Origin of the sequence: Rothia nasimurium (genome assembly GCF_049068285.1) — a bacterium.
GTDB classification, from domain to species: Bacteria; Actinomycetota; Actinomycetes; order Actinomycetales; family Micrococcaceae; genus Rothia; species Rothia nasimurium_I.
The window spans coordinates 104574-130692 of the sequence record NZ_JBLKPV010000002.1 but is presented as its reverse complement, the minus strand read 5'-3'; the positions used below and the strand labels follow the sequence as shown (position 1 = coordinate 130692).

Below are 26119 nucleotides of genomic sequence, written 5' to 3'. Positions count from 1 at the left end.
CTAGTTGGTGGTGAGCTGGTTGAAATGCTGGTGCATGGCCGTAGCATCAGGGCGGATTCCGGTGATGAGCTCGAAAGCGTCGACGGCTTGGCCGACGGCCATGTGGCCTCCGGTGAGGGTGCGGGCTCCGAGGGCCCGGGCAGCGGTAATGAGTTCGGTTTCTTGGGGCAGGTAGATGACGTCTGCTACCCAGAGGTCAGGACGGAGGAGGGCGAGGTCGATGGGAGCGCCGGGGTGGTGGTGCATGCCGATGGGAGTGGCGTTGACTAGTCCTCTTACTGTTTGCATGAGCTCAGGTAAGTTGTCTGCGCTAGCTGCGAGGACGGTCTGCTGGGGGAAGAGCTTTTGGAGTTCTTGGGCTCGCTCTTGGGCTCGGTCGTAGGCGATGTCGAAGAGGTAGAGGGTTTCAACACCTAGGCTGAGGAGGGCGTAAGCAGTGGCTGAACCAGCCCCACCCGTCCCGAGTTGTAGGACGCTGGAGAGATCGTCTTGAGTGGGTGCTAGGCCGGTGGTGAGGGCTGTAGCGAAGCCTGAGTAATCTGTGTTGTAGCCGACTGTTTTGCCTTGGGAGAGAACTACAGTATTGACGGCGCCGAGGCGCTGGGCGTCGGTGGAAATCTCGTCGAGGTGATCCATGATGAGCTGTTTGCAGGGGTGCGTGATGTTGAAAGCACTGTAGCCCAGAGCCAGGCCCTGCTTGAGGAGGGTTCCGCAGTCTTCTGGGGCAAAGGCTAGCTCTTGGGGGCCGAGCTTGTCGATGTTGAGAGGGCGATAGAGGTAGCGGATCCCGTGGGTATCTGCGGCTTTTTCATGCATGGGGGGCGTGAGGGAGGCGTCGATTCCGCTTCCGATTAGTCCGACGAGGAAAGATTCTCCGTGTAGGCTCATGGCTTCTCCTGGTGCTCAAACTATTTTGTGGTGAGGTGTTGCGGCTCACAAAACTCCATTGTAGTATGAACCATATTACAACTTGGGCGTAATACGCACAAGCGTTCGCATTGCGAACAATGCAAGTGTAGAGTTAGCTCAAGGGCGTTGTTTAGCCCAGCCAGCAACTCTCCGTAAGAATTGAGTTAGCATGACCGATCATAAGATCCTAGATCAGCAAGCAGAGCTGCTTGCTACTAAGGAAGAAAAGAAGACCCCAGGTAAATCAGCCCTGGCAGCTTTCCTTGGGTCCACCCTGGAGTACTACGACTTCGTCCTCTACGGTGCCGCCTCGGCCCTGGTATTTAACAAGCTCTTTTTCCCTACCGGAGACCCAGTTGTCGCTACCATGGCCTCTCTGGCAACTTTCGGCGTAGCCTACATCATGCGTCCTATTGGTGGGCTCGTGATGTCCCATGTGGGTGACAAGATGGGGCGTAAGCTAGCCCTCATGATTACCCTCATCATCATGGGTGTGGCCTCTTTTGCAATCGGCCTTCTGCCGACCTATGAAGCGATCGGCTACTGGGCAACAGCCCTGCTCGTCCTGTGCCGCGTGGCCCAGGGTTTCTCTGCAGGCGCGGAAGCAGCAGGGTCTTCAACCCTGACCATGGAACACTCACCTGAAGGACGCCGAGCCTTCTTTACCAGCTTCACCATGGCGGGTTGTTCAGCAGGTAACGTCCTGGCGTCAGTCGTCTTCTTCCCCTTCATGTTGCTCCCGGAAGAGCAGCTCATGTCCTGGGGTTGGCGCGTCCCATTCCTACTTTCAGCGGTAGTCCTCCTTGTCGCTTACTTTGTCCGTAAGCACCTCGAAGAAACACCATCTTTCGACGTTGCAAAAGAAACCGGCGCTATCCAGGCTGTCCCTGCAATGGGTGTCCTTAAGACTCAGGGTCTCGACGTCGCTCGTGTCTTCCTCATTACTTTCTACTCTGTCATCCAGTCCGTCACTATGGTGTACGCCCTCACTTATGCCACTCAGGTTGTCGGTTTGGAACGTTCAACCATGTTGCTGGTCAACGCAGCGGCCATGACGGTTTCAATGATTATGATTCCCCTTTGCGCTATTATTTCTGACCGGGTGGGGCGTAAGCCTGTTCTTCTTTTCGGCGCGGTTGGATGTATCATCACCATCTACTTCTACTTCCAGGCGATCACTGACGCTAACTGGCCTCTCATCTTTGCCCTCTGCATTATTAATCAAGGCATTTTTTACTCATGCTGGAACGCTGTGTGGACAGTTTATTTCCCCGAGATGTTTGCAGCCCCAGTCCGATTTACCGGTATGGCGATGGGTAACCAGGTTGGTCTTGTCCTGGTTGGCTTTGCCCCATCAATTTCAACCTGGATTCAAGGCAATCACGGTTGGATTGGCGTCGTAGCCTTCGTTGTCGTTTCCATCACTATCTCCTGCCTGACTATCCTCACAACTCGCGAAACAGCTTTCACCCCTATCCATGAGTTGGGAGCCCATGCGGTCAAGAAGCAGGTACGTCAAAACCGAGTGAATATCTCAACAGACGCCTAAACAATCTAGCCACAGTCAAAATTTTGCTCGGGGTGCTGGCCAGAAACCTGTAAAACTACTGGTCAGCACCCACCATTTGGAAAGGTACCTTCCATGACTCACTTCCCTCGTCGCGCTCTGGGTATTGCCGCGCTGTCTGCCCTGGCAACACCACCGGATGAGCTGGTCCGAATGGCTGCTGATGTCGGTTTTGATTTCGTGGGTGTGAGAGTTCAGAAAGTTACTGATCAAGACCCCATCCTGGATTTGGCACCTGGCTCTGCCGCTTTCAAGCGTCTACTAAAGGCTTGTCAGGACACAGGAATCACTGTCCATGACACTGAGTTTATGCTTCTCGACGGGACCGATCAGTCATACCAGTGGAAGAGGTCCCTCGAGATATCTCAGGCACTTGGCGCAAAAACCTTTACCGTAGCAGCTTCAGACCCAGACGAAATGAGACTGACTGAACGTCTCGCTTCTATGGCTCAAGAAGCGGCTTCAGCAGATATCACGATTACTTTAGAACCCATTTCTTATCAGAGTGTTCGATCCGTTGAAGACGCAGCACGGATTGCCGAATGCAGCGGAATCAAAATTCTGGCAGATACCTTGCACTTGCACCGGGGTGGCATTGCTCCCCAGGCTTTGGAGAAAGTTGCCCCTTGGGTGGCTGCTCTTCAGCTGGTAGACGCAGCAGAGGAAGTCCCTGCAGATCGGGAGGCCCTTATTTTCGAGTCCCGTAACGATCGCCGGGCGCCCGGGGACGGGGTGATTGATATGAGGTCCTACCTCAACGCGCTCCCCGACACGTTGCCGGTCAGCGTGGAATGTGTTTCTGCGTCATTTGTTCAGGAACACGGGGCTGCTGTCTGGGTTAAGAAGCTGTATCAGGCTGCAAGGGTCGTTATTGATAGCTCCGATAAAGCGAACTGAGACTGAGGAAAAGGCAGGAGGAAAAGTCTTGAACAATACTTTTGATGTTGTAGTTGCCGGTTCGGGAGCTGGTGGTTTGGCAGCAGCAGTCACAGCTGCCTATCACGGTAAATCTGTTCTGGTCCTTGAAAAGAGCAAGGTGCTAGGAGGTGCTACCTCCTGGTCCGGTGGCTGGGCATGGACCCCCGGTACCCACCTGGCTCAAAAAGATGGCGTGTTGGAGCGTCGAGAGGACTTTAATACCTATCTTCGCTCTGTTGTAGGGGAAGCCCTTGATGAGGAGAAACTTGATTGCTTCTTAGAGGCAGCCCCCCACATGGTGGAGTTTTTTGAGAAGAAGACCCGTCTTCAGTGGACGGCCGGTAGTGGTATCAAAGACATCTATGGAAAGCTGCCGGGTGCAGGACGTGGGCACCGTTCGGTAGGCCCTAAGCCCTGGAACGCCCGGGAAATCGATCCTGATCTTCTAGCCCTCCTTCGTCACCAAAAGTATGAGACTTCCTTTTTGGGTATGGGCATAATGGCTGGCCCCGATTTACAGGGTTTCCTTGCAGCATCAAGGGGCGAAGTTAAGGGTTGGGTTCACTCTGCCCGTCGTTTCACCCCCCACCTCTGGGACCTGGCTGTCCACCGTCGTAATATGCAGCTGGTTAATGGAACTGCTTTGGTGGGCCGTTTGGCCCAGTCTGCTCGGGATTTAGGTGTTGAGTTTCGTGTGAACGCTGAATTGATTGGTTTGGTTCGCCAGGATGGCCGGGTTGTGGGTGCCCGGGTTCGGGGAGCCGCGGGGGAGTACCAAGTGGAAGCCCGTGACGGTCTGGTCCTTGCCACCGGTGGTTTTCCCCAAAATCATGAACTCAGGCAGAAGTTCTTCCCCCGTACCCCAACCGGGCGGGAGCACTATTCATTGGCTCCAGAGTCAGCAACAGGCGATGGGCTGCGGGTTTCCCAAGAAGTGGGAGCTGCTTTCCGCACCTTTGAGGCGTCTTCTGTCGCCTGGTGTCCTGTGTCTCTGGTTCCCTACCCTAACGGGCAAGAGGGGGTATTCCCCCATATTATGGACCGGGCTAAGCCTGGCTCCATTGGGGTGCTCAGGAACGGGCGTCGTTTTGTGAATGAAGCTAACGGCTATTACGACTATGTTGACGCCATGGTGAAGTCAGTGCCGGAGGGGGAACCGGTCCAGGCTTGGCAGATAGCTGACTCCAAGTTCGTCCGTCGCTACCCCCTTGGTATGGCTAAGCCTTTCCCCGTCCCCCTGTGGCCCTACGTCAAGAATAAGTACCTGGTCAAGGGGAAGACCCTGAGGGAACTCGCCCTAGCTTGTGGCATTGACCCTGACCAGCTTGAAAAGACAGTGGCTGAGTTCAATGCTCATGCCCGACAGGGAATTGATCCTGATTTCCACCGAGGAGAAACCGAGTTCAACCGCTATGGTGGTGACCCAACGGTAGGCCCTAACCCCTCCCTGGCTCCCCTTGAGGAAGGCCCTTTCTATGCCGTGAAAATTCTCCCCGGCAGCTTTGGTACCTTCGCCGGGATTGATACCGACGGACGGGCCCGGGTCCTGAATCAAGAGGGTAACCCGATTGCTGGTCTCTATTGTGCCGGCAATGACGCAGCCTCAGTGATGGGAGGGTACTACCCGGCAGGTGGTATCAATTTGGGCCCTGCCCTCACCTTTGGATACGTAGCTGGCAGGGAACTGGCCGGGGCCAAGGAGTATGAAGTCTCAGGTTCTGACAGTGAACTGACACCGGTGGACTAGATTTTCTCACCTACGGAAGGAATAGATAAGAGATGAAAGCAGAGAAGGACCAAGCTCCGGTCGTCTCATCGGACGCTGCAGCTGATTCCCAGCAGATTGTAGATAGTGAAATTGCAGCTATCCATGCTGACTACCAGAAATCTGGGCTCGTGGAGACTCAGCCTCGTCTGGATTTTCCGCCCTACCGCAGCTCCGTCCTGCGACACCCGACGAAAGACCTGCACCATACTGACCCTGAGCTCATCGAATTGACGAGCCCTGCCTTTGGGCACAGGGACGTTCACATCCTCGAATCTGATTTGACTATTCAGCACGGGGGTGAGCCCATCGGTGAGCGGATCAAGGTTCGTGGCCGTGTACTTGACGGTCAGGGACGACCGGTGCGGAACCAGTTGGTTGAAATTTGGCAGGCAAATGCGGCAGGGCGCTATATCCATAAGCGGGACCAGCACCCAGCTCCAATTGACCCGAATTTTACCGGTGTGGGTCGTGTGATTACTGGAAACGACGGCTCTTACGAGTTCACAACGATCAAGCCAGGCCCCTATCCCTGGAAGAACCACCGTAATGCCTGGCGTCCTGCCCATATCCATTTCTCCCTGTTTGGTACTGACTTTACTCAGCGCATGATTACTCAGATGTACTTTCCGGGTGATCCCCTGTTCGCTCTCGATCCTATCTATCAGTCCATCACTGATCAGAAGGCTAGAGATCGTTTGGTGGCCGAATACGACCATGATATTTCTGAGCACGAATGGTTGCTGGGCTATAAGTGGGACATTATTCTTAGCGGCAGTAACCGCACCTGGATGGAACCTGAAGGAGATCATTGATGACACGCGAAAATATACCAGCCCCGGTCAGCTATGGGGCCCCTGTCGCTGACCTGCCTGCTGATTTGACCCCAACCCCGGGGCAAACTATCGGACCCTTCTATGGGTATGCTCTTCCCTACGAGAAAGGGAACGAGCTTGTTCACCCGGGACATCCCCAGGCAGTACATCTTTCTGGGACTATCTACGATGGCGCTGGCGATACCGTGCCTGACTTTATGGTCGAGATTTGGCAGGCTGACGCCCAGGGAAAGATTCTTGAGGCTGAGGGATCCTTAGTACGTGACGGTTACACTTTCACCGGTTGGGGCCGGGCAGCAGTAGATAACCTGGGGACCTACCACTTCACTACGGTCAACCCAGGGCCCGTTGCTTCGGGCCATGCCCCCTTTATCTCTATGGTCATTTTTGGGCGCGGCCTGCTTAACCGTCTTTTCACGAGGATTTATCTTCCTGAAGATGAAGAGGCCCTTCGTCAAGATCCCCTCCTCAGCTCCCTCCCCGAAGAGAGACGGAAAACCCTCATCGCGCGTCGGGGTGAAGATGGTTCCTTGCAGTTTGACATCCATCTGCAAGGAGAGAACGAAACGGTCTTTTTGGCCTTTCCCGGAATTGATGCCTAGACGATGGTTGGTGACCTTTTCCTACCGGGAGCCCACCGGGCTGCACCCTTTATATCTGACTCAACCTTTCTGCACGCCATGTACCGGGTAGAGAAAGCCTGGGTGGTAGCCCTGGGGCGTTGTGGCGCAATTGAATCCTCTCTTTGTGAGGATATCCTTGCGAGCATGGGTAGCCCCGTAGAAGCAGAAATCCAGGCCCTGGCCGTGGAGGCAGAGGCTGGGGGGAACCCCGTGATTGGTCTGGTGCGCCTTCTGCGCCAGCGGGTAGCTCAGGCCCTGGGGGAAAAGGCTGCCAGCTTCGTTCACACTGGCTTGACCAGCCAGGACGTAGTTGATACGGCCCTTGCCCTATGCCTCAAATTTGCAATGGAGTCTATCGACAGCCAGCTCCAGGCCGCCGGAAGCTCGTTAGCAGATATGGTGGTAAGTCATCGGTGTACCCCCATGATGGGACGGACGTTGGGGCAGGCCGCATTGCCTATCACTTTTGGTTTACGGGCAGCGGGTTGGCTCAACGGACTGACCCAGGCCCATGCTTTACTCCGTCGGGAGATCCCTGAAATCAGGGCCAGCTTCTCTGGTGCAGCAGGTGACCTGGCTACCGCCTCCACCCTACTTGCTGGCGGAGCCAGCCTGCCGGAGGAAGAGAAACAGGGGCAAATTCTGACGGTTCAAGAGGTTCTGGAAGAGGAATTGGGCCTGCGCGTTGATTTTTATCATCCCTGGCATACCCAACGGGTCTCCTGGGTTGCTTCAACCCGAACACTAGCAGATGTCTGTCTAGCCTTGGGCAAGATTGCTAACGACGTGATTGAGGCAAGCCGGACGGAAGCCGGCGAATTAGCTGAGCCGAGGGCCGAAGGCCGGGGAAGTTCTAGCGCAATGGCCCATAAACGAAACCCCAGCCTTTCTATTCTCATACGCCGCTCTGCCTTATCGGCTAGCACCGCTGTAGGAGCCCTCTACCAGGCAGCGGCCCTAGCCCACGAGGAGCGTCCTGCCGGGGCCTGGCATGCCGAGTGGGAGCCGGTACGATCTTTGATAACTCACGCGGTCATTGCTTCCCAGCTTGCTCGCGAGCTTCTTGAAGGACTTGAAGTTTTCCCGGATCGTATGGCTCAGAACCTGCGTGAGAGCCTCCCAGAAGAGCAACTTCAGAGGGATCTCTCGGGGAGCCTGGGGCAAGAGATGATTACTCATTCTCTCGAGGCCTGGGCCGCTAGCAGATTAGGTTATCCTCGCTAACCTCTCGTACTCTGCCTCCGAAGGTAGGACAACAACTCACTAGTTATTAGAGAACACACCGAATCGTTCAAGAATGGAGTAAGCACATGGTCAATCTTCGGGCTACTTATTTTTCCTCGTCGGAAGAAACACAGAGCATCCATGATGGGCAAGGACTATCCACCACTAAACCCCTGCTGATTGTGGGACCTTCCCTTGGGACGTCCGTCAAAGCCCTGTGGGCTAATGCTGCTAATATCTTGCGGGAGCACTACACCGTTGTTGGCTGGGATCTGCCTGGCCACGGTCTCAGTGCACCTGCCAAGGAATTCACCCTCCAAGATTTGGCTGGGGGAGTACAAGAACTTATTGCTCAGCTTCTTCTGGCTTTTGATTCTGAAAAAAAGACACCGCCTGTATATTATGCTGGCGTCTCAGTTGCAGGCGCTGTTGGTCTGGAATTACTTCTTAGTCCCCAACCTGCTATCCAGGCAGCTGCCCTCATCTGTACCGGAGCCCAAATCGGCTCGCCCCAGGCCTGGATCCAACGCGCTGAACTTGTCGAGCAGGCCGGGACCCCCACACAGATTGAGGGGTCAGCTCAGAGGTGGTTCGCAGAAGGATTCATGCAAGAGCACCCCGTTCAAGCCACCGAGTTGCTCCACAGCCTACAGGAAGCCGACCGTTTCTCTTATGGGGCAGTATGCCGTCAGCTTGCGAGATTTGACCGGCGGGCAGACTTAGGGGCTATCAGCCTACCTGTGCTGGCAGTTGCAGGTCGCCAGGACCAGGCAACCCCACCATTGTCACTGGAAGAGATCGCTGCAGGTATCCCCCGAGCGAAGCTGACCATTTTAGAGGGGGTAGCCCACCTCCCCCCGGCAGAAGATCCCGCTGCGCTCTCTTCCTGCCTGCACCAGTTTTTCTCGGCTCAGGGGATTCAAGCCTCTGAGGAAGGGCAGGTCTCCCTTGAACAGACCTTGGGACAGGTCAAGGCCGCAGGGATGGAAGTCAGGCGGCAGGTGTTATCGGATGAGCACGTCGACCGAGCAATTGCAAAGACAATCCCTTTTACAGAGGACTTTCAGGACCTGATTTCCCGCTATGCCTGGGGGGAGATTTGGACTCGCCCAGGGTTGTCCCGCCACACGAGAAGCGCTATTACCCTCACAGCGATGATTGCGCACGGGCATTGGACTGAGTTCGATATGCATGTTCGCGCAGCTATCCGGAATGGCCTGACACCTGACGAGATTAAGGAAGTTATTTTGCAAGCAGCTATTTACCTGGGGGTTCCAGCTGCCAATGAGGCCTTCGCCCGGGCCCAAAAAGTTTTGCAAGACATCGGTGAATTGTAAGGAGAAGAAAATGGAACAGGCTTACCTTTATGACGCAGTTCGAACCCCGTTTGGAAAGTATGGCGGGCAGCTTTCTTCGGTCCGCCCTGACGACCTGGGAGCTTTCGTCATTGAGCAGATTCTGCTTCGCAACCAGGACCTTGATCCTGCCGATCTTGGGGAAGTTTACTTCGGTAACGCTAATGGGGCTGGGGAAGAGAATCGGAACGTGGCCCGTATGTCTTCTCTGCTGGCTGGTGTTCCGGATTCGGTTCCAGGTACCACAATTAACCGTTTGTGCGGTTCTTCTTTAGACGCTACGATTCAGGCTTCACGTGCGCTGGCTTGTGGAGACATGGATCTAGTTCTTGTTGGTGGGGTTGAGTCTATGTCTCGTGCTCCTTGGGTATTACCGAAGACTGAAAAACCGTATCCGGCTGGCAATATGACACTAGAGTCGACTGCTTTAGGTTGGCGTTTGGTTAATCCTGCCATGAAACCTGAATGGACCCTGTCCCTGGGCGAGTCTACTGAGCAATTGGCTGAAAAGTATTCAATTGATCGGGAACGTATGGATAGATTTGCAGAGCGTTCCCACCGGCTAACAGCCCAGGCCTGGGAATCAGGTTTTTACGATGACTTGGTAGAACAAATTCCTGGTACAGACCTGGTGCGAGATGAACCATTGCGCCCATCTACAACAATTGAGGCCCTAGCAGACCTAAAGCCTGTTTTCCGTAAGGATGGGACCGGTCGGGTGACCGCAGGTAATGCCTCTCCATTGAGCGATGGGGCCAGCGCCCTCTTGCTGGGCTCCAGTAGGGCACATGACATCTTAGGGCGAGATCCGTTGGTTCGTTTGGCGGGCCGTGGAGTAGCAGCAGGAGAGCCCCGATATTTCGGCTTTGCCCCGGTGGAAGCCGCGAACCGGGCGCTGGCAGCTGCCGGGTTGACCTGGGACAAGGTTGGGGCTGTAGAACTCAATGAGGCTTTTGCCGCCCAGGCTCTGGCCTGTATCGACGGCTGGGGAATCGAGGAAGACATTGTTAATAGGAAGGGTGGCGCTATCGCTATTGGCCATCCCCTGGGAGCTTCAGGGGGCCGCCTGGTTGCTACCCTAGCGAAGACCATGCGGGAAGAGAAGATCCGCTATGGGGTGGCTGCCCTCTGTATTGGGGTAGGGCAGGGACTGGCCCTTGTGCTTGAGAACGAAGACGCTCCGGCTTAGAAAGAAGAAAGTAATGGCAGTTTTTGTTGATTCTGTAGCTACAGCTGTAGCTGATATCCATGATGGGGCTACTGTTCTGATTGGTGGCTTTGGCAATGCCGGCCAGCCTATGGAGCTGATTGACGCCCTCTTGGAGTCCGGTGCTCGAGATCTGACGATTGTTAATAACAATGCTGGTCAGGGCGACGCGGGCCTAGCCCTGTTGATTAAGGAACGTCGGGTTAAGAAGATGATCTGTTCTTTCCCCCGTCAGTCTGATTCCTGGCATTTTGATGAGGCTTACCGGACGGGGGAAATTGAACTTGAACTAGTACCGCAGGGTAATCTTGCTGAACGGTTGAGGGCAGCTGGTGCTGGAATCGGTGCTTTTTTCACTCCAACCGGGTACGGAACTCTACTCGCAGAGGGGAAGGAAACCCGTGTGATAGATGGTAAGGGGTATGTTTTGGAATATCCTATTCACGCTGATTTTGCACTTATTAAGGGACACCAGGCAGATTCCTACGGAAATGTGGTGTATCGGAAGACTGCTCGGAATTTTGGTCCTGTAATGGCGACAGCAGCCCGGAAGACCATTATTCAAGTTGATAACGTGTTGCCAGGGGCCTTGAACCCCGAACACGTTGTAACCCCTGGTATTTATATTGACACCGTTGTTGAGATTCCTGCCCCATCGGGCCCAGCCAAGTAAACGGAAAGAGATAAGTAGGATGAGTGATTTTGTGCAGAGTAACCGGCCCCTTACCAAAGAGGAGCTGGCCCAAATTGTTGCCCAGGACATTGCTGCTGGCTCTTTTGTTAATCTTGGAATTGGGCAGCCTACCCTGGTGTCTAACTACCTGGAACCCGGGCAGAACGTAACGCTTCATACGGAGAACGGAATGCTCGGTATGGGGCCGGTAGCTCTGGGCGATCAGATTGACGAAGATTTAATAAACGCGGGTAAAATTCCGGTCACTGAGTTGGAGGGGGCTTCCTACTTCCATCACGCGGATTCCTTTGCAATGATGCGCGGGGGACATCTGGATGTTTGTGTTCTGGGTGCCTACCAGGTATCGGTGAGGGGAGATCTGGCAAACTGGTCTACCGGTAAGCCTGGCGCTATCCCAGCGGTTGGCGGTGCCATGGACTTAGCAATTGGGGCTAAGGATACCTACGTAATGATGAACCTTTTTGCTAAGGACGGGACATGCAAAATTGTGTCTGCCTGTAGCTTTCCTCTAACCGGGATCGGATGTGTTTCAAGGGTCTATACCGACTACGGGGTATTCCTCCTAGATGAGGACCAGGGGGTTATTGTTCGGGAGCTACACGGTATCAGTCAGTCAGAACTTGCTGAACATTTTCCGGGGATTACTCTCACCTACGGTAATCTAGATTAGAAATTTATCGGTGGTGTCAGTCTCAAAGACGTGCTGACACCACTGGTTTGTCCTCCCTATGGCAGGGACGAGGGGAAGGGGCTGGTAGGTGGCTCAGGAACAAGAGAAGTCAGGGGGCGACGGCCGGAACTCACCTGATTTTGTGAAGTCCCTTGAGAGGGGCTTAGACGTCATTCGTGCTTTTAGCAGTGATCAGCCGAAAATGACGCTGGCTGATATGGCTAAGGTCGCTGGCATTTCTCGGGCGTCGGCTCGTCGTTACCTCTATACCCTTGAAACCCTGGGGTACGTTAAAACGGACGGTAAGTATTTTTGGCTGGCCCCGAAAATACTCATGCTTGGTTACACCTACCTCTCCACCCAGTCCCTTCGGACTGTATCTAAGCCCCATATCCATGACCTTTCTGCCCGTTTGGGGGAGTCAGTTTCCGTTTCTGTTCTTGATGAAGAATCAATCGTTTATATAGCCCGTGCCTCAGCTCAGCAAATTATGCGGTTAGCCATTACTGTTGGGACCCGGCTCCCTGCTGTTCAGACGTCGATGGGGAAAGTTTTGTTGTCTGGGCTGACGGAAGAAGAAGTAAAGTCTTATGTGCAGACCTATGCTTCAAACGTTCCGGTGGATTGTCTTGTCCAGGAACTGGTCCATATAGGTCAGCAGGGCTACTGCCTGTCAGACCAGGTTCTAGAAGCTGGTCTACGTTCCATTGCTGTACCTATTTACGATAGGAGCGGTAACATCATCGCCGCGGTTAACGTATCTACCCGGGTGGGAACACGCCAGGGGGAACTCACTCATTTAAAGGAGCAGATTCTGCCTGAACTCAGAAAAACCGGGCAGTTAATTTCCACTGATTACCAGCTGACAGAAGCAAGCTAGGGATAGTCTGACCTGCTCAAGTAACTTGAGGTGCTTAAGGTCACCGTAGCTTCGAGAATTAATGCTCCAAAAGCTGGGCCTTGGGGTAGATTAAGGGCTCCCAGCCCTATATAGTTTTTTGTGGAGTACTTAGTAGCAGTCCGCCATGAGCGGCTATGTTAGTTCCAGTACAGCAGACCAATGGCAGAACGGACACCGTCCTTTGGCCTTGTTCGCCCGGCAAAAGCCGGAAAAGCGATCTTGAGGCCTAAATGCCATTTTTCGTCGTGTCTGGGCAGTTTTTGCTAAGTCGTGAGATTTTCTTTTGCCCTCAGTAATGGGGTCAGAAGGCAAGTAAACCGGTCACCCCTAACGGGGAGGCCGATACCAAACGGAGAACAAGTGCCTACAATTCAGCAGTTGGTCCGTAAGGGCCGTGCACCCAAGGTCGTTAAGACCAAGGCGCCCGCACTTAAGGGCAACCCCATGAAGCGTGGCGTATGCACCCGTGTATACACCACCACCCCCAAGAAGCCGAACTCAGCACTGCGTAAGGTCGCACGTGTTAAGCTCAACGGCGGCGTCGAAGTTACCGCATACATCCCCGGTGAGGGCCACAACCTTCAGGAACACTCCATCGTGCTCGTTCGCGGTGGTCGTGTGAAGGACCTCCCCGGTGTTCGTTACAAGATTGTTCGTGGCGCACTGGATACCCAGGGCGTTAAGGGCCGCGGCCAGGCTCGCTCACGCTACGGCGCAAAGAAGGAGAAGAAGTAATGCCTCGTAAGGGTCCCGCTCCTAAGCGTCCCCTCGTAAACGACCCCGTTTACGGTTCACCGCTGGTTACCCAGCTCATCAACAAGGTTCTGCTGGACGGCAAGAAGTCAACCGCTGAGCGCATCGTCTACGGTGCCCTCGAAGGCGTTGCTCAGAAGACCGGCGCAGACCCCGTAGCAACCCTCAAGAAGGCTATGGACAACGTCAAGCCTTCACTCGAGGTTCGCTCACGCCGCGTCGGCGGTGCGACCTACCAGGTCCCCGTCGAGGTTCGTGCAGGCCGCGCAACCGCTCTGGCTCTTCGCTGGCTCGTTGGCTTCTCCAAGCTGCGCCGCGAAAAGACCATGACCGAGCGTCTCATGAACGAGATCCTGGATGCATCCAACGGTCTCGGTGCCGCTGTGAAGCGTCGCGAAGACACTCACAAGATGGCCGAATCCAACAAGGCCTTCGCACACTACCGCTGGTAATTTCTTCGTAGCCTGCCGTTATTACATATGTACATAGCGGCAGGCTTTCGGAGTTTCTCACAAGGGAGAACAAAGTGGCACTAGACGTGCTTACCGACCTGAATAAGGTCCGCAACATCGGTATTATGGCGCACATTGACGCCGGTAAGACCACCACCACCGAACGCATCCTCTTCTACACCGGTATCAACCACAAGATCGGTGAAACCCACGACGGTGCGTCCACCATGGACTGGATGGCTCAGGAACAGGAACGCGGTATTACCATTACCTCCGCGGCAACCACCTGCTTCTGGAAGAACAACCAGATCAACATCATCGACACCCCCGGCCACGTCGACTTCACCGTTGAGGTTGAGCGTTCACTGCGCGTCCTCGACGGCGCTGTTGCAGTGTTCGACGGCAAGGAAGGCGTTGAGCCCCAGTCTGAAACCGTTTGGCGTCAGGCTGACAAGTACGAAGTTCCCCGCATCTGCTTCGTCAACAAGATGGACAAGCTGGGTGCAGACTTCTACTTCACCGTAGACACCATCGTCAAGCGCCTCGGCGCTAAGCCCCTCGTTATGCAGCTGCCCATCGGCGCTGAAAACGACTTCGTCGGCGTCGTCGACCTGCTCACCATGCAGGCCTACGTCTGGCCCGGCGACGCCAAGGGCGACGTCACCATGGGTGCCTCCTACGAGATCCAGGAAATCCCTGCTGACCTCCAGGAAAAGGCTGAACAGTACCGTGCCGAACTGATCGAAAACGTTGCTGAAGCTTCCGAAGAGCTCATGGAAAAGTACCTCGAAGAGGGCGAACTGTCTCTGGAAGAAATCAAGGCTGGCGTTCGTGCACTCACCGTAGCTAACGAAGCCTACCCCGTCTTCTGTGGCTCAGCATTCAAGAACCGCGGCGTCCAGCCCATGCTCGACGCAGTTCTCGACTACCTGCCCTCACCGCTGGACGTTCCCGCGATGATCGGCCACCTGCCCACCGACGAAGAGGTTGAAGTAACCCGCAAGCCCTCAGCTGACGAGCCCTTCGCAGCTCTGGCCTTCAAGGTTGCAGCCCACCCCTTCTACGGTCAGCTGACCTACGTCCGCGTTTACTCCGGTAAGGCAGAGCAGGGCCAGCAGGTTCTGAACGCTACCAAGGGTAAGAAGGAGCGTATCGGTAAGCTCTTCCAGATGCACTCCAACAAGGAGAACCCTGTTGAAGAGATCCAGGCCGGTCACATCTACGCAGCGATTGGTCTGAAGGACACCACCACCGGTGACACCCTCTGCGACATCGCTAACCCCGTGGTTCTGGAATCCATGTCCTTCCCCGCTCCCGTGATCTTCGTGGCTATCGAGCCCAAGACCAAGGGTGACCAGGAGAAGATGTCAACCGCTATCCAGAAGCTGTCTGCGGAAGACCCCACCTTCACCGTTTCACTCAACGAAGAAACCGGCCAGACCGAAATCGGCGGCATGGGTGAACTTCACCTCGACATCATCGTCGACCGTATGAAGCGTGAATTCAAGGTTGAGGCTAACGTTGGTAAGCCCCAGGTTGCCTACCGTGAAACCATCACCAAGGCAGTCGAGAAGGTCGACTACACCCACAAGAAGCAGACCGGTGGTTCTGGTCAGTTCGCAAAGGTCCAGGTCTCCTTCGAGCCCATCCCCCTCGATGCTGAAGAGCTCTACGAGTTCGACAACGTCGTCACCGGTGGTCGTGTTCCCCGTGAATACATCCCCTCTGTTGACGCCGGTATCCAGGACGCTATGCAGCTCGGTATCCTCGCTGGCTACCCCGTTGTTGGTGTTAAGGCAACCCTGATCGACGGCGCCTACCACGACGTTGACTCATCAGAAATGGCCTTCAAGATCGCAGGCTCCATGGTCTTCAAGGAAGGCGCCCGTCGTGCGGCTCCCGTCCTGCTGGAACCCCTGATGGCTGTTGAAGTCCGTACCCCCGAAGAGTACATGGGCGACGTCATCGGCGACCTGAACTCACGTCGCGGTCAGATCCAGTCCATGGAAGACGCAGCAGGCGTCAAGATCGTTCACGCTCTTGTACCCCTGTCAGAAATGTTCGGTTACATCGGTGACCTCCGTTCAAAGACCCAGGGTCGCGCTGTCTTCTCCATGGAGTTCGACAGCTACGCTGAGGTTCCCAAGAACGTCGCTGATGAAATCATCCAGAAGAGCCGCGGCGAGTAATTCTCACCCGGGTGCGGCTCACCCCGTGTGAGCCGCACCGCTTTTCAAAAAAACCTTGTAATTGAACCTACTTCTAGCTTTCGTAGTATCGGGCTTATCCGCTATTGTGGTAGCTAGACCGCCTTCTTGGCGGATGTGCGCCGGTGTGAAACCCGAGTGCAGGTTCTCAAATCTTCTCTATAGGAGGAATACTCTTGGCTAAGGCTAAGTTCGAGCGCTCCAAGCCTCACGTAAACGTCGGTACCATCGGTCACGTTGACCACGGTAAGACCACCCTGACCGCTGCAATCTCCAAGGTTCTGGCTGACAAGTTCCCCGACCTGAACGAGCAGCGCGACTTCGGTATGATCGACTCCGCTCCTGAAGAGCGCCAGCGCGGTATTACCATCAACATTGCTCACATCGAGTACCAGACCGAAAAGCGTCACTACGCACACGTTGACGCCCCCGGTCACGCTGACTACGTCAAGAACATGATCACCGGTGCTGCTCAGATGGACGGCGCAATCCTCGTTGTTGCTGCCACCGACGGCCCCATGGCTCAGACCCGCGAGCACGTTCTGCTGGCTCGCCAGGTTGGCGTTCCCACCCTGCTCGTCGCACTGAACAAGTCCGACATGGTTGAGGACGAGGAACTGCTCGACCTCGTTGAAATGGAAGTTCGCGAACTGCTCTCCTCACAGGAGTTCGACGGTGACAACGCTCCCGTTGTTCGCGTTTCCGCTCTGAAGGCTCTCGAAGGTGACCCCGAGTGGGTTGCTAAGGTTGAAGAGCTCATGGACGAGGTTGACAACTTCATTCCGGACCCCGTTCGTGAGAAGGACAAGCCCTTCCTCATGCCCATCGAAGACGTCTTCACCATCACCGGTCGCGGTACCGTTGTTACCGGTCGCGCCGAGCGCGGTACCCTGAAGATCAACTCCGAAGTTGAGATCGTTGGTATCCGTCCCATCCAGAAGACCACCGTTACCGGTATCGAGATGTTCCACAAGCAGCTCGACGAAGCATGGGCAGGCGAAAACTGTGGTCTGCTGCTCCGCGGTCTGAAGCGTGACGACGTAGAGCGTGGTCAGGTTGTTGTTGAGCCCGGCTCAATCACCCCCCACACCCAGTTCGAGGCAAACGTTTACATCCTTTCCAAGGATGAAGGTGGCCGTCACAACCCCTTCTACTCAAACTACCGTCCTCAGTTCTACTTCCGCACCACCGACGTTACCGGTGTTATCACCCTTCCCGAGGGCACCGAAATGGTTATGCCCGGCGACAACACTGAGATGACCGTTGAGCTCATCCAGGAAATCGCAATGGAAGAGGGCCTCGGCTTCGCAATCCGCGAAGGTGGCCGCACCGTTGGTTCAGGTCGCGTTACCAAGATCCTCAAGTAAGTCTGACTTACTGCAGATTTTGAACCGCTGTAAAAAGCGGTAGCGAATGAAAACCCCCGCAGATTCATCTGCGGGGGTTTTCTGCTGTCCTGAGTTATTTATCCAGTGAGGGATGCGGGTTTAGCCCCGATAATATGGGCTCCTGAGCCAGCGGCTCTTGGGGCGTTGTGGGCAGTAAGAAAGAAGCAACAGACGGGCCGGGATTCACAGGAATCCCGGCCCGTCTGTGAAACCAGGTGCCTTAGGCCCAGGGAGCTTTGGTGTGGCGAGGCTCAGGTGCCGGCTGGGCAGATGATCCCAGATGGGAGCTGGGTGGTAAGGGCTGCTGTGGTGGGGCTGGGGGAGCAAACGGTGGTACAAGAGGTTGTGGCGGGCCCGGAGGCAGCTGGGGCTTGTCATCGCGGCTGAGCAGCCGCCAGGTGACGAGGCCTATAAGCGTTAGACCTAGCATGAAAAGTGTAAAGAAGTTTAGGCCTCCCAGGAGTAGCAAGAGCTGGTAGGTCAGGAGGAGCGCCGAGAGGAGGGCACGGGTTTTAGAAGCCAACAAGACTGCCGATCCGAGGAGCACCGCTGTCACTATGAGCAGGACGATTTTTTCTGGAAGGTTGATGAGGACGTCCGCAAAGGGCAGGAAAAGCAAGGACCCAGTTGCTTGCAGGCTAAAGGCCGTCCAGAAGGGAGCTGTCCCCCGGGACCGATACCCCGTGTAGCTGTAGACCGGCAGGCCAGGAGGCAGGGGCTTCCTGGACATTCTGTAATACACACTTAAGAGGGCAAGCGCTATGACCAGGTACTGAACCATATAGAAGAAGGCCTGCCTGATTCCTAATTCGATACAAGCCCGTAAGAGCAAGAGGCCCAGACCCACAATTGTCACAGTTGGCCTGCTGCGGGGCTTGCTGGTTAGCAGCCAGCCACAGGTCATCGTAAAGATCGCCAGGATTCCCAAACCCAGACGTCCTGTATCGAAAACAGGAACTAGTAGTGTGAGCGTACCTAACACCAGGCCGGGCAGGGTCAGAGCTTTGTTATGCTGACTTCCCCAGCGTCCGAGGGGGTCTATTACTGTTTTGCCTACGGGTACTTGGGGTTGATGATTGGATCTTGCCAAAAGTACAGCAAGCAACTTGGGAATACATACCAGGGCGCAACCTAGGAAGAACAGCATGGGACTTGTATCAAGCTGCAAACCAAAGGTCAGGAGCATCTGACCGGAAGCTATCAGGCCGGCTGCTAGGAGCACCCCCTGGGCAGCTTGCACACCTGGGTGGCCAGCCTGCATAAACCAGGCTAGAACCAGGGCCAGTAGAACCCCTGTGGCAACCAGGGGCCGCCAACTCCAGGAGGGTTCGATGAGAGTGAGCGTGATTAGAGCACAGAGCCAGGAAAAGGTGAGGGCAACCCTGCGTTCACTACGAGGGGAGGATATCTCCTGACGGAAAGTTGCTAAGTAGATGCTCGTCCCAGCAAGTAAAGCTGAGAGAACAACCAGGACCAGTGTCGTTGTGGAACCCTGCAGCTGGCTGCTCAACAAGGTTTTGAGGGCTACCAGAACAACGAGGCACCTTATCCACAGAAAGCTGTGGGCCATGGTGGCTGATGTAGCCCAGGAAAGAGGGAGAAGGGCTCCAAGGAGATAGCCTGCTACCACCCACAAAAGATGGACAGCGCTAAATTTGAGGGCCAGGAGACCGGCTGAACCGAGCACACCAAGATATGCAAAAACTAGCAGTAGGGTGCGGCTCTCGTGGTGGTGCTGGTTCACTAGGGCAAGGAAGGCAGCGGTGGTAGAGGCCGCATATAGGGTAAACAGGGCAAGAACAAGTGAGTCAAAGAAGTCTGGCGTAGCAGTCTCGTAGAGGCCAACTGGCACTAGAAAGCTCAGGACGGTGATGACACTGACCGAGGCAAAAAGATAAGCGAGTGGGGCTAGGGCATGGGGTACGGGCCAGGGGACAGTTTGAGTTGGGCTTTTCCCCCATAAGCAATGGAGTAAGTAGAGGGAAGAGAGGGCTCCGTAGAGCACTAAGGCAAGAATATTATTCTCGTCAGCCACGAGCCCTAGGACGACAGTCAGTGGTGCAGCCCCCACAAAGAGGGCAGCTAGAAACTGGTTCTGCCGGTTAGATGCTGGCTTTACCCACAGGATAAGCCCAGATAGACCCAGAAGGGCAGATAGCTGGGCCATCGGTGGGTATAGGAGGTAGCTCAGGCCGCCAAGTGTTAAGGCTAGATATGGCAAGTAGGGGCTGGTAGGAGCTTCCCGCAGGATGATTCCGAGAGTAGCTAAGCTCAAGAGGATAAGGGCAGCTAGCAGGGTTTCTGCCTGGGTGAAACGCCAGATACCTCCAAACAGGCTAGGCAGCGCAGAAGTCTGCTGCATCAGGGTAATTGATGACGCTACCAGGCCCACCTGGGCGAAAGCCCATGTAGCAAGAGCGTCTAAGTGCCGGGGCCAGGGGAGCAGGAAGACGGTTGACTGCTGGAGGAAGACGGCCGATGCCAACAGGAACAAGGTGGCCGGTAAGAAGGCATAGGTGCTAGTGCCTGTGTGGCTTGTGACCCAGAAACTGAGATAGAGAAGGGCAAGAAGGGGGTAGATCCTAGCTTGGAGGTAGTACAGCCAGAGGGGCTGAAGTTTGAGATGGGCCAGGGCATAGGAACTTGCAAGAACAGCAATCAGGGCAACTTCCCACTGAGCCAGGGATGGCATCAGTAGGGATACAAGGACGGTGATAGGGACGAAGATCCGGGAGCTGTCATTGAACCCCTGTGTAACGGCTAGAGGAAGTGAGCTACCGAGGGCGCGAGAAAAGATGGAGATGAGGGTAGCTAGCAGGATGAGGCCTACGAAATACCAGAGCAGCCCGGTCTGTAGGGTTCGGTTGAACGCTAGGACGTCCGAGACAATGAAGGCAATAGCAAGGTAAGACATGACTCTTGCTTGCATCAGTGCAAGAGCACCTATCACCGCGAGAGTGCCGACCGCCGATATGAGAAGCCACAGGCTTGCCCCAGAATAGGGCCAATAACTGTGGTAGAGAGCAAGACCAAAGAGGGGGATGAGGGCAAGCCCGGTGCCAGCGAAGGTATATGAGGCAAGACGCAGCTGGGGGACCCACTGGTAGGTGCTAGCGCCAGTGGCACAGAAGAGCAGAACAAGAACTCCGAGTAGGGTTACCTGGAAAGGACGGGGAGCGAGGGTGTAGATCATGAGGCTTGAGGCCGCCACGATGAACAAACTTCCTAAATAGAGGGCTATGTTGAGGAAGAAGTTTTCAAGCTCCCGGTGGGAACCTGCCGCCGGGGGATGGGTGCCCACAGCAGTCTGCGGGGGCTGAGGCAGGGGCCGGTAGGACGGGTGCGGGTGAGGCGGGTGCCACCCGGTAGTCTGGGTATGGGGTTCAGGGGAGTTCTGGGGAACTCCTGACCTGTGGGAATGGTGGGAATTCATAACCCCATAGTAGGAGGGGGCGGCCAGAAGAAGGCTGGAAAAAGCGAATTTAACCGTAGATGACGCTCCGAGAACGAGTTTGTGTATAGCCTGTGGATAAAGGTGAGTGTGGGGCTGGGCACTATGGGTAAAAAAGTGTTGCTTAGCCCTGGATTCTCTGGCATGATTGAATACGTTGTTCAAGTGCTTACCCTTGCACAGTAGCCCAATCACCTATCTTGGTGGGGTGAAGGTAGGCCCAAATATGACCCAATCGATCAGTTCGAGGGATACGTGTGTGCCATTTGCATGAAGCAAATAAGCGACACGCCCGAGTTCGGGGGTCGGTGCCTCGGTAGGTTGAGGAACCCGGTTTCTTATCGGATTCAGCCTATGCAGAGGTGGCGCGAAAGATTTGAGGATTCAAACCTTTACCTCAAGCGCCAGATAAAGGAGCAACCGCTCCGTTACAGGGAAGTAGACAAGAAAGAGAGTCCGACAGATGGCGGGACAGAAAATCCGCATCCGTCTGAAGTCATACGACCACGAGGTCATTGATTCTTCAGCTCGGAAAATCGTTGAGACAGTTACGCGTGCAGGCGCGACGGTAGTAGGCCCCGTGCCGCTGCCGACCGAAAAGAACGTTTACTGTGTTATCCGTTCGCCTCACAAGTACAAGGACAGCCGCGAGCACTTCGAAATGCGCACGCACAAGCGTCTGATCGACGTCGTTGATCCGACCCCCAAGGCTGTTGATGCCCTCATGCGTCTTGACCTTCCGGCAGACGTAAACATCGAAATCAAGCTGTAGAGGATCGCATCTAAATGACTAACAAGTTCGAGCGCCAGGTTAAGGGCCTGCTGGGCACCAAGCTTGGCATGACCCAGGTCTGGGACGAAAACGGCAAGTTCGTGCCCGTTACTGTCGTCAAGGCCGATTCAAACGTTGTTACCCAGCTGCGCAATGCAGAAACCGATGGTTACGAAGCTATCCAGATTGGTTTCGGCGCTATCGAAGCTCGCAAGGTAACCAAGCCCCTCGCCGGTCACTTCGAGAAGGCAGGCGTAACTCCTCGCCGTCACCTCGTTGAACTGCGCACCTCAGACGCCGCTGAATACTCACTCGGTCAGGAACTGACTGTTGAGCTCTTCGAAGCTGGCCAGAAGGTTGACGTCGTTGGTAAGACCAAGGGTAAGGGCTTCGCCGGTGTTATGAAGCGTCACGGCTTCGCAGGTGTAGGTGCATCACACGGTGCCCACAAGAACCACCGTAAGCCCGGCTCAATCGGTGGCGCATCATACCCCGCACGCGTTTTCAAGGGTATGCGTATGGCAGGCCGTATGGGCGCTGCACGCCACACCACCATGAACCTCACTATTCAGGGTGTTGACGCCGAAAACAACGTTCTTCTGATCAAGGGTGCAATCCCCGGTCCTAAGGGCGGCGTTGTTCTGGTTCGCACCGCTGTGAAGGGAGCCTAATAAACCATGGCTGTCAAGACCGTAAAGGTAGACCTGCCCGCTGACATCTTCGACGCTCAGGCATCTATTCCCCTGCTTCACCAGGTAGTAGTAGCCCAGCTCGCAGCAGCTCGTCAGGGTACCCACAAGACCAAGACCCGCGGTGAAGTTTCCGGCGCAGGCCGTAAGCCTTTCAAGCAGAAGGGCACCGGCCGCGCACGTCAGGGCTCAATCCGTGCACCCCACATGACCGGTGGCGGCATCGTACACGGCCCCGTACCGCGTAGCTACGCCCAGCGTACCCCCAAGAAGATGATTGCAGCTGCACTGCGCGGCGCTCTCTCAGATCGCGCTCGTCACGACCGCGTTCACGTTGTCGAAACCCTGGTTGAAGGCACCAAGCCCTCCACCAAGGCAGCAAAGGCAGCAATCGCAGAGATCACCACTCGCAAGAACGCTCTGATTGTCATCGACCGTAAAGATGACCTGGTAGCACTGTCAGCACGCAACCTGGAGAACGTACACGTCCTCTACGCAGATCAGCTGAACACCTACGATGTTCTGATCTCAGACGACGTCATCTTCACCAAGGACGCCTACGACTTCTTCGTCGCAGTTGCTTCCAAGGCAAAGAAAGAGGCTGCTAAGTAATGTCTGTTACCACCTCAACTTTCAAGGATCCCCGCGACGTGATCATCGCTCCCGTCGTGTCGGAAAAGAGCTACGGCCAGCTCGACGAAGGTAAGTACACCTTCGAGGTTGACCCTCGCTCCAACAAGCTGGAAATCAAGCAGGCCATCGAGACCATCTTCGATGTCAAGGTTGCTTCCATCAACACCGCTAACCGTCAGGGCAAGCGCAAGCGCACCCGTTTCGGTTGGGGTGCTCGTAAGAACACCAAGCGTGCGATTGTAACCCTCAAGGAAGGTTCAATCGACCTCTTCGGCGGTCCGGCTGCATAAGCACCGGAGACCACTTTAGCGAAGGAATAAATATCTACTATGGGTATTCGTAAGCACAAGCCGACGACCCCGGGTCGCCGCGGCTCGAGCGTTTCAGATTTCGCAGAAATCACCCGCTCAACCCCGGAAAAGTCCCTGGTTCGTCCGCTCCCCAAGAAGGGCGGCCGTAACAACACCGGTCGCATCACCACCCGCCACAAGGGTGGTGGCCACAAGCGCCAGTACCGTCTGATCGACTTCCGTCGTCACGACAAGGACGGCGTCAACGCACGCGTTGCACACATCGAGTACGATCCCAACCGTACCGCTCGTATTGCTCTGCTGCACTACTTCGATGGCACCAAGCGCTACATCATCGCCCCCAACAAGCTTGCTCAGGGCGACATCGTAGAATCAGGTCCCTCAGCTGACATCAAGCCCGGTAACAACCTGCCCCTGCGCAACATCCCCGTTGGTACCGTGATTCACGCTGTTGAGCTCCGCCCCGGTGGCGGCGCTAAGATGGGCCGCTCCGCTGGCGCTTCCATCCAGCTGGTAGCAAAGGAAGGCAAGTACGCCCAGCTGCGTCTGCCCTCCGGCGAAATCCGCAACGTGGACGTCCGCTGCCGCGCAACCGTCGGTTCTGTCGGTAACGCCGAGCAGTCCAACATCAACTGGGGTAAGGCCGGCCGTAACCGCTGGAAGGGCATCCGCCCGACCGTCCGCGGTGTCGTCATGAACCCCGTTGACCACCCCCACGGTGGTGGTGAAGGTAAGACCTCAGGTGGCCGTCACCCGGTTAACCCCAACGGTAAGCCCGAGGGTCGTACCCGTCGCCCCAACAAGGAAAGCGACAAGCTCATTGTTCGTCGCCGTCGTACTGGCAAGAAGCGCTAAGGAGCCTGAAACATGCCTCGTAGTTTGAAGAAGGGCCCTTTCGTTGATCAGCACCTTTTCGTAAAGGTTGCAGCTCAGAACGAGAAGGGCACCAAGAACGTAATCAAGACTTGGTCCCGCCGCTCGATGATTATCCCCGACATGCTCGGTCACACCATCGCAGTGCACGACGGACGCAAGCACGTACCCGTGTTCATCACTGAGTCCATGGTTGGTCACAAGCTCGGCGAGTTTGCGCCCACCCGTACTTTCCGTGGCCACGTTAAGGACGACCGCAAGGGCAAGCGTCGCTAGTCTACGGTTCACCCCGTAACTAGAAACGTTTCCCTTTCGGCAATAGACGAAAGAGAGATAGGCAATGGAAGCCAAGGCAACTGCGTCTTACGTACGCGTTACGCCTATGAAGGCACGCCGCGTCATCAACCTTATCCGTGGCAAGCAGGCGGAAGAGGCTCTGGCGATTCTGAAGTTCGCTCCTCAGGGCGCTTCAGAACCGGTATACAAGATCGTTGCATCAGCTGTTGCAAACGCTCGCCAGAAGGCAGCCCAGCAGGGCCTGCCCTTCAAGGAAGAAGAGCTGTTCATCAGCGAAGCATACGCGAACGAAGGTCCCACCATGAAGCGATTCCAGCCTCGTGCCCAGGGCCGTGCGTTCCGCATCAACAAGCGCACCAGCCACATCACCGTGGTAGTCGCTACCCCGGAGAAGGAGGAGGGCCGCTAAATGGGTCAGAAAATTAACCCCAACGGTTTCCGACTTGGCATCACCACCAACCACGTCTCAAAGTGGTTCGCTGACTCCACTAAGGAAGGCGAACGCTACGCAGACTTCGTTCGTGAAGATGTAAAGATCCGCGAACTCCTGTCCAAGGGCATGGAGCGCGCAGGCATCGCCAAGGTCGAAATCGAGCGTACCCGTGACCGCGTCCGTGTGGACATCCACACCGCACGTCCCGGTATCGTTATCGGCCGCCGCGGCGCCGAAGCAGACCGCATCCGCGGCGAGCTCGAGAAGCTCACCAACAAGCAGATTCAGCTGAACATCCTCGAGGTTGCAAACCCCGACCTGTCAGCTCAGCTCGTTGCCCAGGGCATCGCAGAGCAGCTTGCTTCACGCGTAGCTTTCCGCCGCGCCATGAAGAAGGCAATCCAGTCCGCACAGCGTGCAGGCGCCAAGGGTATCCGTATCCAGTGCTCCGGCCGTCTGGGTGGCGCTGAAATGTCACGTTCCGAGTTCTACCGCGAAGGCCGTGTGCCCCTGCACACCCTGCGTGCGAACATCGACTACGGCTTCTTCGAAGCAAAGACCACCTTCGGCCGCATCGGCGTTAAGGTTTGGATCTACAAGGGTGACCTCACCGACAACGAGCTTGCTGCCCAGCAGGCTGCTGGTAACCGTCGTGGCAACGGCCGCGGTGGCGACCGTCGTCGTGCAGGTGGCCGTGGTCCCCGCCGTGAACGTCGTTCCGACAACGCTTCAGCACCCGCTGAGGCAAAGACTGCAGAAAACGGTGAGGCATAAATGCTAATTCCCCGTCGAGTAAAGTACCGCAAGCAGCACCACCCCAAGCGTAACGGCATGTCAAAGGGTGGCACCGAGGTAGCGTTCGGCGAGTGGGGCATCCAGGCCCTGACTCCCGCTTACGTCACCAACCGTCAGATTGAAGCTGCACGTATCGCGATGACCCGTCACATCAAGCGTGGCGGTAAGGTTTGGATCAACATTTATCCCGACCGCCCCCTGACCAAGAAGCCTGCTGAAACCCGTATGGGTTCCGGTAAGGGTTCACCCGAATGGTGGGTCGCTAACGTCAAGCCCGGTCGAGTCATGTTTGAACTCTCCGGCGTATCCGAAGAAGTGGCTCGCGAAGCTATGCGCCTCGCAATCCACAAGCTCCCGATGAAGGCACGCGTTGTGCGTCGCGAAGGTGGTGAATAG

Annotated in this window: 26 protein-coding genes and 1 pseudogene; 25 read left to right on the top strand and 2 right to left on the bottom strand. The window is 55.7% G+C overall.

The genetic code is table 11. The features are described 5' to 3' along the window. Positions 1 to 888, bottom strand: coding sequence for a shikimate dehydrogenase (locus ACMXX3_RS02645; RefSeq protein ID WP_421083226.1), 888 nt, complete (start codon positions 886 to 888; stop codon positions 1 to 3). A gap of 190 nt (positions 889 to 1078) precedes the next feature. Here ACMXX3_RS02645 and ACMXX3_RS02640 point away from each other — a divergent pair, with 190 nt between their 5' ends. The 16 genes and pseudogenes from ACMXX3_RS02640 (at position 1079) to tuf (ending at position 17448) form a co-directional block, all read left to right on the top strand. Then, positions 1079 to 2458, top strand: coding sequence for an MFS transporter (locus ACMXX3_RS02640; RefSeq protein WP_421083225.1), 1380 nt, complete (start codon positions 1079 to 1081; stop codon positions 2456 to 2458). 93 nt (positions 2459 to 2551) lie between these two features. Continuing rightward, a complete protein-coding gene (locus ACMXX3_RS02635; protein ID WP_421083224.1) occupies positions 2552 to 3373 on the top strand; it encodes a sugar phosphate isomerase/epimerase family protein in 822 nt (273 codons plus the stop codon). 28 nt (positions 3374 to 3401) lie between these two features. After that, positions 3402 to 5141 (top strand): FAD-dependent oxidoreductase, encoded by a 1740-nt coding sequence (locus tag ACMXX3_RS02630; protein WP_421083223.1) that lies wholly within the window; start codon positions 3402 to 3404, stop codon positions 5139 to 5141. Positions 5142 to 5173: 32 nt separating this feature from the next. Beyond that, positions 5174 to 5974 (top strand): protocatechuate 3,4-dioxygenase subunit beta, encoded by an 801-nt coding sequence (gene pcaH / locus ACMXX3_RS02625; RefSeq protein ID WP_421083222.1) that lies wholly within the window; start codon positions 5174 to 5176, stop codon positions 5972 to 5974. Continuing rightward, positions 5974 to 6597 (top strand): protocatechuate 3,4-dioxygenase subunit alpha, encoded by a 624-nt coding sequence (gene pcaG / locus ACMXX3_RS02620; protein ID WP_421083221.1) that lies wholly within the window; start codon positions 5974 to 5976, stop codon positions 6595 to 6597. The genes pcaH and pcaG overlap by 1 nt, the downstream gene beginning before the upstream one ends. 165 nt (positions 6598 to 6762) lie before the next feature. Beyond that, positions 6763 to 7842 (top strand): lyase family protein, encoded by a 1080-nt coding sequence (locus tag ACMXX3_RS02615; protein WP_421083220.1) that lies wholly within the window; start codon positions 6763 to 6765, stop codon positions 7840 to 7842. 86 nt (positions 7843 to 7928) lie between these two features. Then, positions 7929 to 8711, top strand: a pseudogene (locus ACMXX3_RS02610) (alpha/beta fold hydrolase); the annotation flags it as partial. Positions 8712 to 8825: 114 nt separating this feature from the next. Then, complete coding sequence (locus ACMXX3_RS02605; protein WP_421083383.1) at positions 8826 to 9179, top strand: carboxymuconolactone decarboxylase family protein; 354 nt, start codon at positions 8826 to 8828, stop codon at positions 9177 to 9179. 10 nt (positions 9180 to 9189) lie between these two features. Then, on the top strand, positions 9190 to 10386 hold the full coding sequence (locus ACMXX3_RS02600) for a thiolase family protein (protein ID WP_421083219.1): 1197 nt from the start codon (positions 9190 to 9192) through the stop codon (positions 10384 to 10386). A gap of 13 nt (positions 10387 to 10399) precedes the next feature. Continuing rightward, positions 10400 to 11077, top strand: a complete 678-nt coding sequence (locus ACMXX3_RS02595) for a 3-oxoacid CoA-transferase subunit A (protein WP_421083218.1) — start codon at positions 10400 to 10402, stop codon at positions 11075 to 11077. 10 nt (positions 11078 to 11087) lie between these two features. Continuing rightward, a complete protein-coding gene (locus ACMXX3_RS02590; RefSeq protein ID WP_421083382.1) occupies positions 11088 to 11768 on the top strand; it encodes a 3-oxoacid CoA-transferase subunit B in 681 nt (226 codons plus the stop codon). An 88-nt stretch (positions 11769 to 11856) separates the two neighbouring features. Beyond that, positions 11857 to 12648 (top strand): IclR family transcriptional regulator domain-containing protein, encoded by a 792-nt coding sequence (locus ACMXX3_RS02585; protein ID WP_421083217.1) that lies wholly within the window; start codon positions 11857 to 11859, stop codon positions 12646 to 12648. Positions 12649 to 13029: 381 nt separating this feature from the next. Next, positions 13030 to 13404, top strand: coding sequence for a 30S ribosomal protein S12 (gene rpsL / locus ACMXX3_RS02580; RefSeq protein WP_083090707.1), 375 nt, complete (start codon positions 13030 to 13032; stop codon positions 13402 to 13404). After that, positions 13404 to 13874: a 30S ribosomal protein S7 gene (gene rpsG / locus ACMXX3_RS02575; RefSeq protein WP_185174277.1), complete on the top strand. Its 471-nt coding sequence runs from the start codon at positions 13404 to 13406 to the stop codon at positions 13872 to 13874. The genes rpsL and rpsG overlap by 1 nt, the downstream gene beginning before the upstream one ends. 74 nt (positions 13875 to 13948) lie before the next feature. Further along, on the top strand, positions 13949 to 16063 hold the full coding sequence (gene fusA, locus ACMXX3_RS02570; protein ID WP_421083216.1) for an elongation factor G: 2115 nt from the start codon (positions 13949 to 13951) through the stop codon (positions 16061 to 16063). A gap of 194 nt (positions 16064 to 16257) precedes the next feature. Continuing rightward, positions 16258 to 17448 carry an elongation factor Tu gene (gene tuf, locus ACMXX3_RS02565; protein WP_421083215.1) on the top strand — a complete coding sequence of 397 codons (1191 nt, stop codon included), beginning with the start codon at positions 16258 to 16260 and terminating at the stop codon, positions 17446 to 17448. A 241-nt stretch (positions 17449 to 17689) separates the two neighbouring features. On the opposite strand, the gene ACMXX3_RS02560 is transcribed toward tuf, so the two are convergent. Then, on the bottom strand, positions 17690 to 20902 hold the full coding sequence (locus ACMXX3_RS02560; protein WP_421083214.1) for a hypothetical protein: 3213 nt from the start codon (positions 20900 to 20902) through the stop codon (positions 17690 to 17692). Positions 20903 to 21383: 481 nt separating this feature from the next. Here ACMXX3_RS02560 and rpsJ point away from each other — a divergent pair, with 481 nt between their 5' ends. The 9 genes from rpsJ to rplP all read left to right on the top strand — a co-directional run bounded on the left by rpsJ (position 21384) and on the right by rplP (position 26119). Continuing rightward, positions 21384 to 21692, top strand: coding sequence for a 30S ribosomal protein S10 (gene rpsJ, locus ACMXX3_RS02555; protein WP_068169589.1), 309 nt, complete (start codon positions 21384 to 21386; stop codon positions 21690 to 21692). Between the two features lie 14 nt (positions 21693 to 21706). After that, positions 21707 to 22363 (top strand): 50S ribosomal protein L3, encoded by a 657-nt coding sequence (gene rplC / locus ACMXX3_RS02550; protein WP_237188161.1) that lies wholly within the window; start codon positions 21707 to 21709, stop codon positions 22361 to 22363. Between the two features lie 6 nt (positions 22364 to 22369). After that, positions 22370 to 22993, top strand: a complete 624-nt coding sequence (gene rplD, locus ACMXX3_RS02545; protein WP_237188163.1) for a 50S ribosomal protein L4 — start codon at positions 22370 to 22372, stop codon at positions 22991 to 22993. Then, positions 22993 to 23304 (top strand): 50S ribosomal protein L23, encoded by a 312-nt coding sequence (gene rplW, locus ACMXX3_RS02540; protein WP_237188165.1) that lies wholly within the window; start codon positions 22993 to 22995, stop codon positions 23302 to 23304. The genes rplD and rplW overlap by 1 nt, the downstream gene beginning before the upstream one ends. Positions 23305 to 23343: 39 nt before the next feature. Next, positions 23344 to 24180: a 50S ribosomal protein L2 gene (rplB, locus tag ACMXX3_RS02535; RefSeq protein ID WP_237188167.1), complete on the top strand. Its 837-nt coding sequence runs from the start codon at positions 23344 to 23346 to the stop codon at positions 24178 to 24180. A 12-nt stretch (positions 24181 to 24192) separates the two neighbouring features. Next, positions 24193 to 24474, top strand: a complete 282-nt coding sequence (gene rpsS / locus ACMXX3_RS02530) for a 30S ribosomal protein S19 (protein WP_083090719.1) — start codon at positions 24193 to 24195, stop codon at positions 24472 to 24474. 64 nt (positions 24475 to 24538) lie between these two features. Next, a complete protein-coding gene (gene rplV, locus ACMXX3_RS02525) occupies positions 24539 to 24904 on the top strand; it encodes a 50S ribosomal protein L22 (RefSeq protein ID WP_237188168.1) in 366 nt (121 codons plus the stop codon). Further along, positions 24905 to 25702 (top strand): 30S ribosomal protein S3, encoded by a 798-nt coding sequence (gene rpsC, locus ACMXX3_RS02520; protein ID WP_237188169.1) that lies wholly within the window; start codon positions 24905 to 24907, stop codon positions 25700 to 25702. Next, a complete protein-coding gene (gene rplP / locus ACMXX3_RS02515) occupies positions 25703 to 26119 on the top strand; it encodes a 50S ribosomal protein L16 (protein ID WP_237188170.1) in 417 nt (138 codons plus the stop codon).

What these genes read in the sequence shown, in the direction of transcription:
- rplD (WP_237188163.1), top strand. Translation starts at nt 22,370, where the DNA reads ATGGCTGTCAAGACCGTAAAGGTAGACCTGCCCGCTGACATCTTCGAC.
- ACMXX3_RS02605 (WP_421083383.1), top strand. Translation starts at nt 8,826, where the DNA reads ATGGAAGTCAGGCGGCAGGTGTTATCGGATGAGCACGTCGACCGAGCA.
- ACMXX3_RS02640 (WP_421083225.1), top strand. Translation starts at nt 1,079, where the DNA reads ATGACCGATCATAAGATCCTAGATCAGCAAGCAGAGCTGCTTGCTACT.
- rpsS (WP_083090719.1), top strand. Translation starts at nt 24,193, where the DNA reads ATGCCTCGTAGTTTGAAGAAGGGCCCTTTCGTTGATCAGCACCTTTTC.
- ACMXX3_RS02560 (WP_421083214.1), bottom strand. Translation starts at nt 20,902, where the DNA reads ATGAATTCCCACCATTCCCACAGGTCAGGAGTTCCCCAGAACTCCCCT.
- rpsJ (WP_068169589.1), top strand. Translation starts at nt 21,384, where the DNA reads ATGGCGGGACAGAAAATCCGCATCCGTCTGAAGTCATACGACCACGAG.
- ACMXX3_RS02635 (WP_421083224.1), top strand. Translation starts at nt 2,552, where the DNA reads ATGACTCACTTCCCTCGTCGCGCTCTGGGTATTGCCGCGCTGTCTGCC.
- ACMXX3_RS02645 (WP_421083226.1), bottom strand. Translation starts at nt 888, where the DNA reads ATGAGCCTACACGGAGAATCTTTCCTCGTCGGACTAATCGGAAGCGGA.
- ACMXX3_RS02600 (WP_421083219.1), top strand. Translation starts at nt 9,190, where the DNA reads ATGGAACAGGCTTACCTTTATGACGCAGTTCGAACCCCGTTTGGAAAG.
- pcaG (WP_421083221.1), top strand. Translation starts at nt 5,974, where the DNA reads ATGACACGCGAAAATATACCAGCCCCGGTCAGCTATGGGGCCCCTGTC.
- rpsC (WP_237188169.1), top strand. Translation starts at nt 24,905, where the DNA reads ATGGGTCAGAAAATTAACCCCAACGGTTTCCGACTTGGCATCACCACC.
- rplC (WP_237188161.1), top strand. Translation starts at nt 21,707, where the DNA reads ATGACTAACAAGTTCGAGCGCCAGGTTAAGGGCCTGCTGGGCACCAAG.
- pcaH (WP_421083222.1), top strand. Translation starts at nt 5,174, where the DNA reads ATGAAAGCAGAGAAGGACCAAGCTCCGGTCGTCTCATCGGACGCTGCA.
- rplB (WP_237188167.1), top strand. Translation starts at nt 23,344, where the DNA reads ATGGGTATTCGTAAGCACAAGCCGACGACCCCGGGTCGCCGCGGCTCG.
- ACMXX3_RS02615 (WP_421083220.1), top strand. Translation starts at nt 6,763, where the DNA reads ATGGGTAGCCCCGTAGAAGCAGAAATCCAGGCCCTGGCCGTGGAGGCA.
- rplV (WP_237188168.1), top strand. Translation starts at nt 24,539, where the DNA reads ATGGAAGCCAAGGCAACTGCGTCTTACGTACGCGTTACGCCTATGAAG.
- rplP (WP_237188170.1), top strand. Translation starts at nt 25,703, where the DNA reads ATGCTAATTCCCCGTCGAGTAAAGTACCGCAAGCAGCACCACCCCAAG.
- rpsG (WP_185174277.1), top strand. Translation starts at nt 13,404, where the DNA reads ATGCCTCGTAAGGGTCCCGCTCCTAAGCGTCCCCTCGTAAACGACCCC.
- rplW (WP_237188165.1), top strand. Translation starts at nt 22,993, where the DNA reads ATGTCTGTTACCACCTCAACTTTCAAGGATCCCCGCGACGTGATCATC.
- ACMXX3_RS02595 (WP_421083218.1), top strand. Translation starts at nt 10,400, where the DNA reads ATGGCAGTTTTTGTTGATTCTGTAGCTACAGCTGTAGCTGATATCCAT.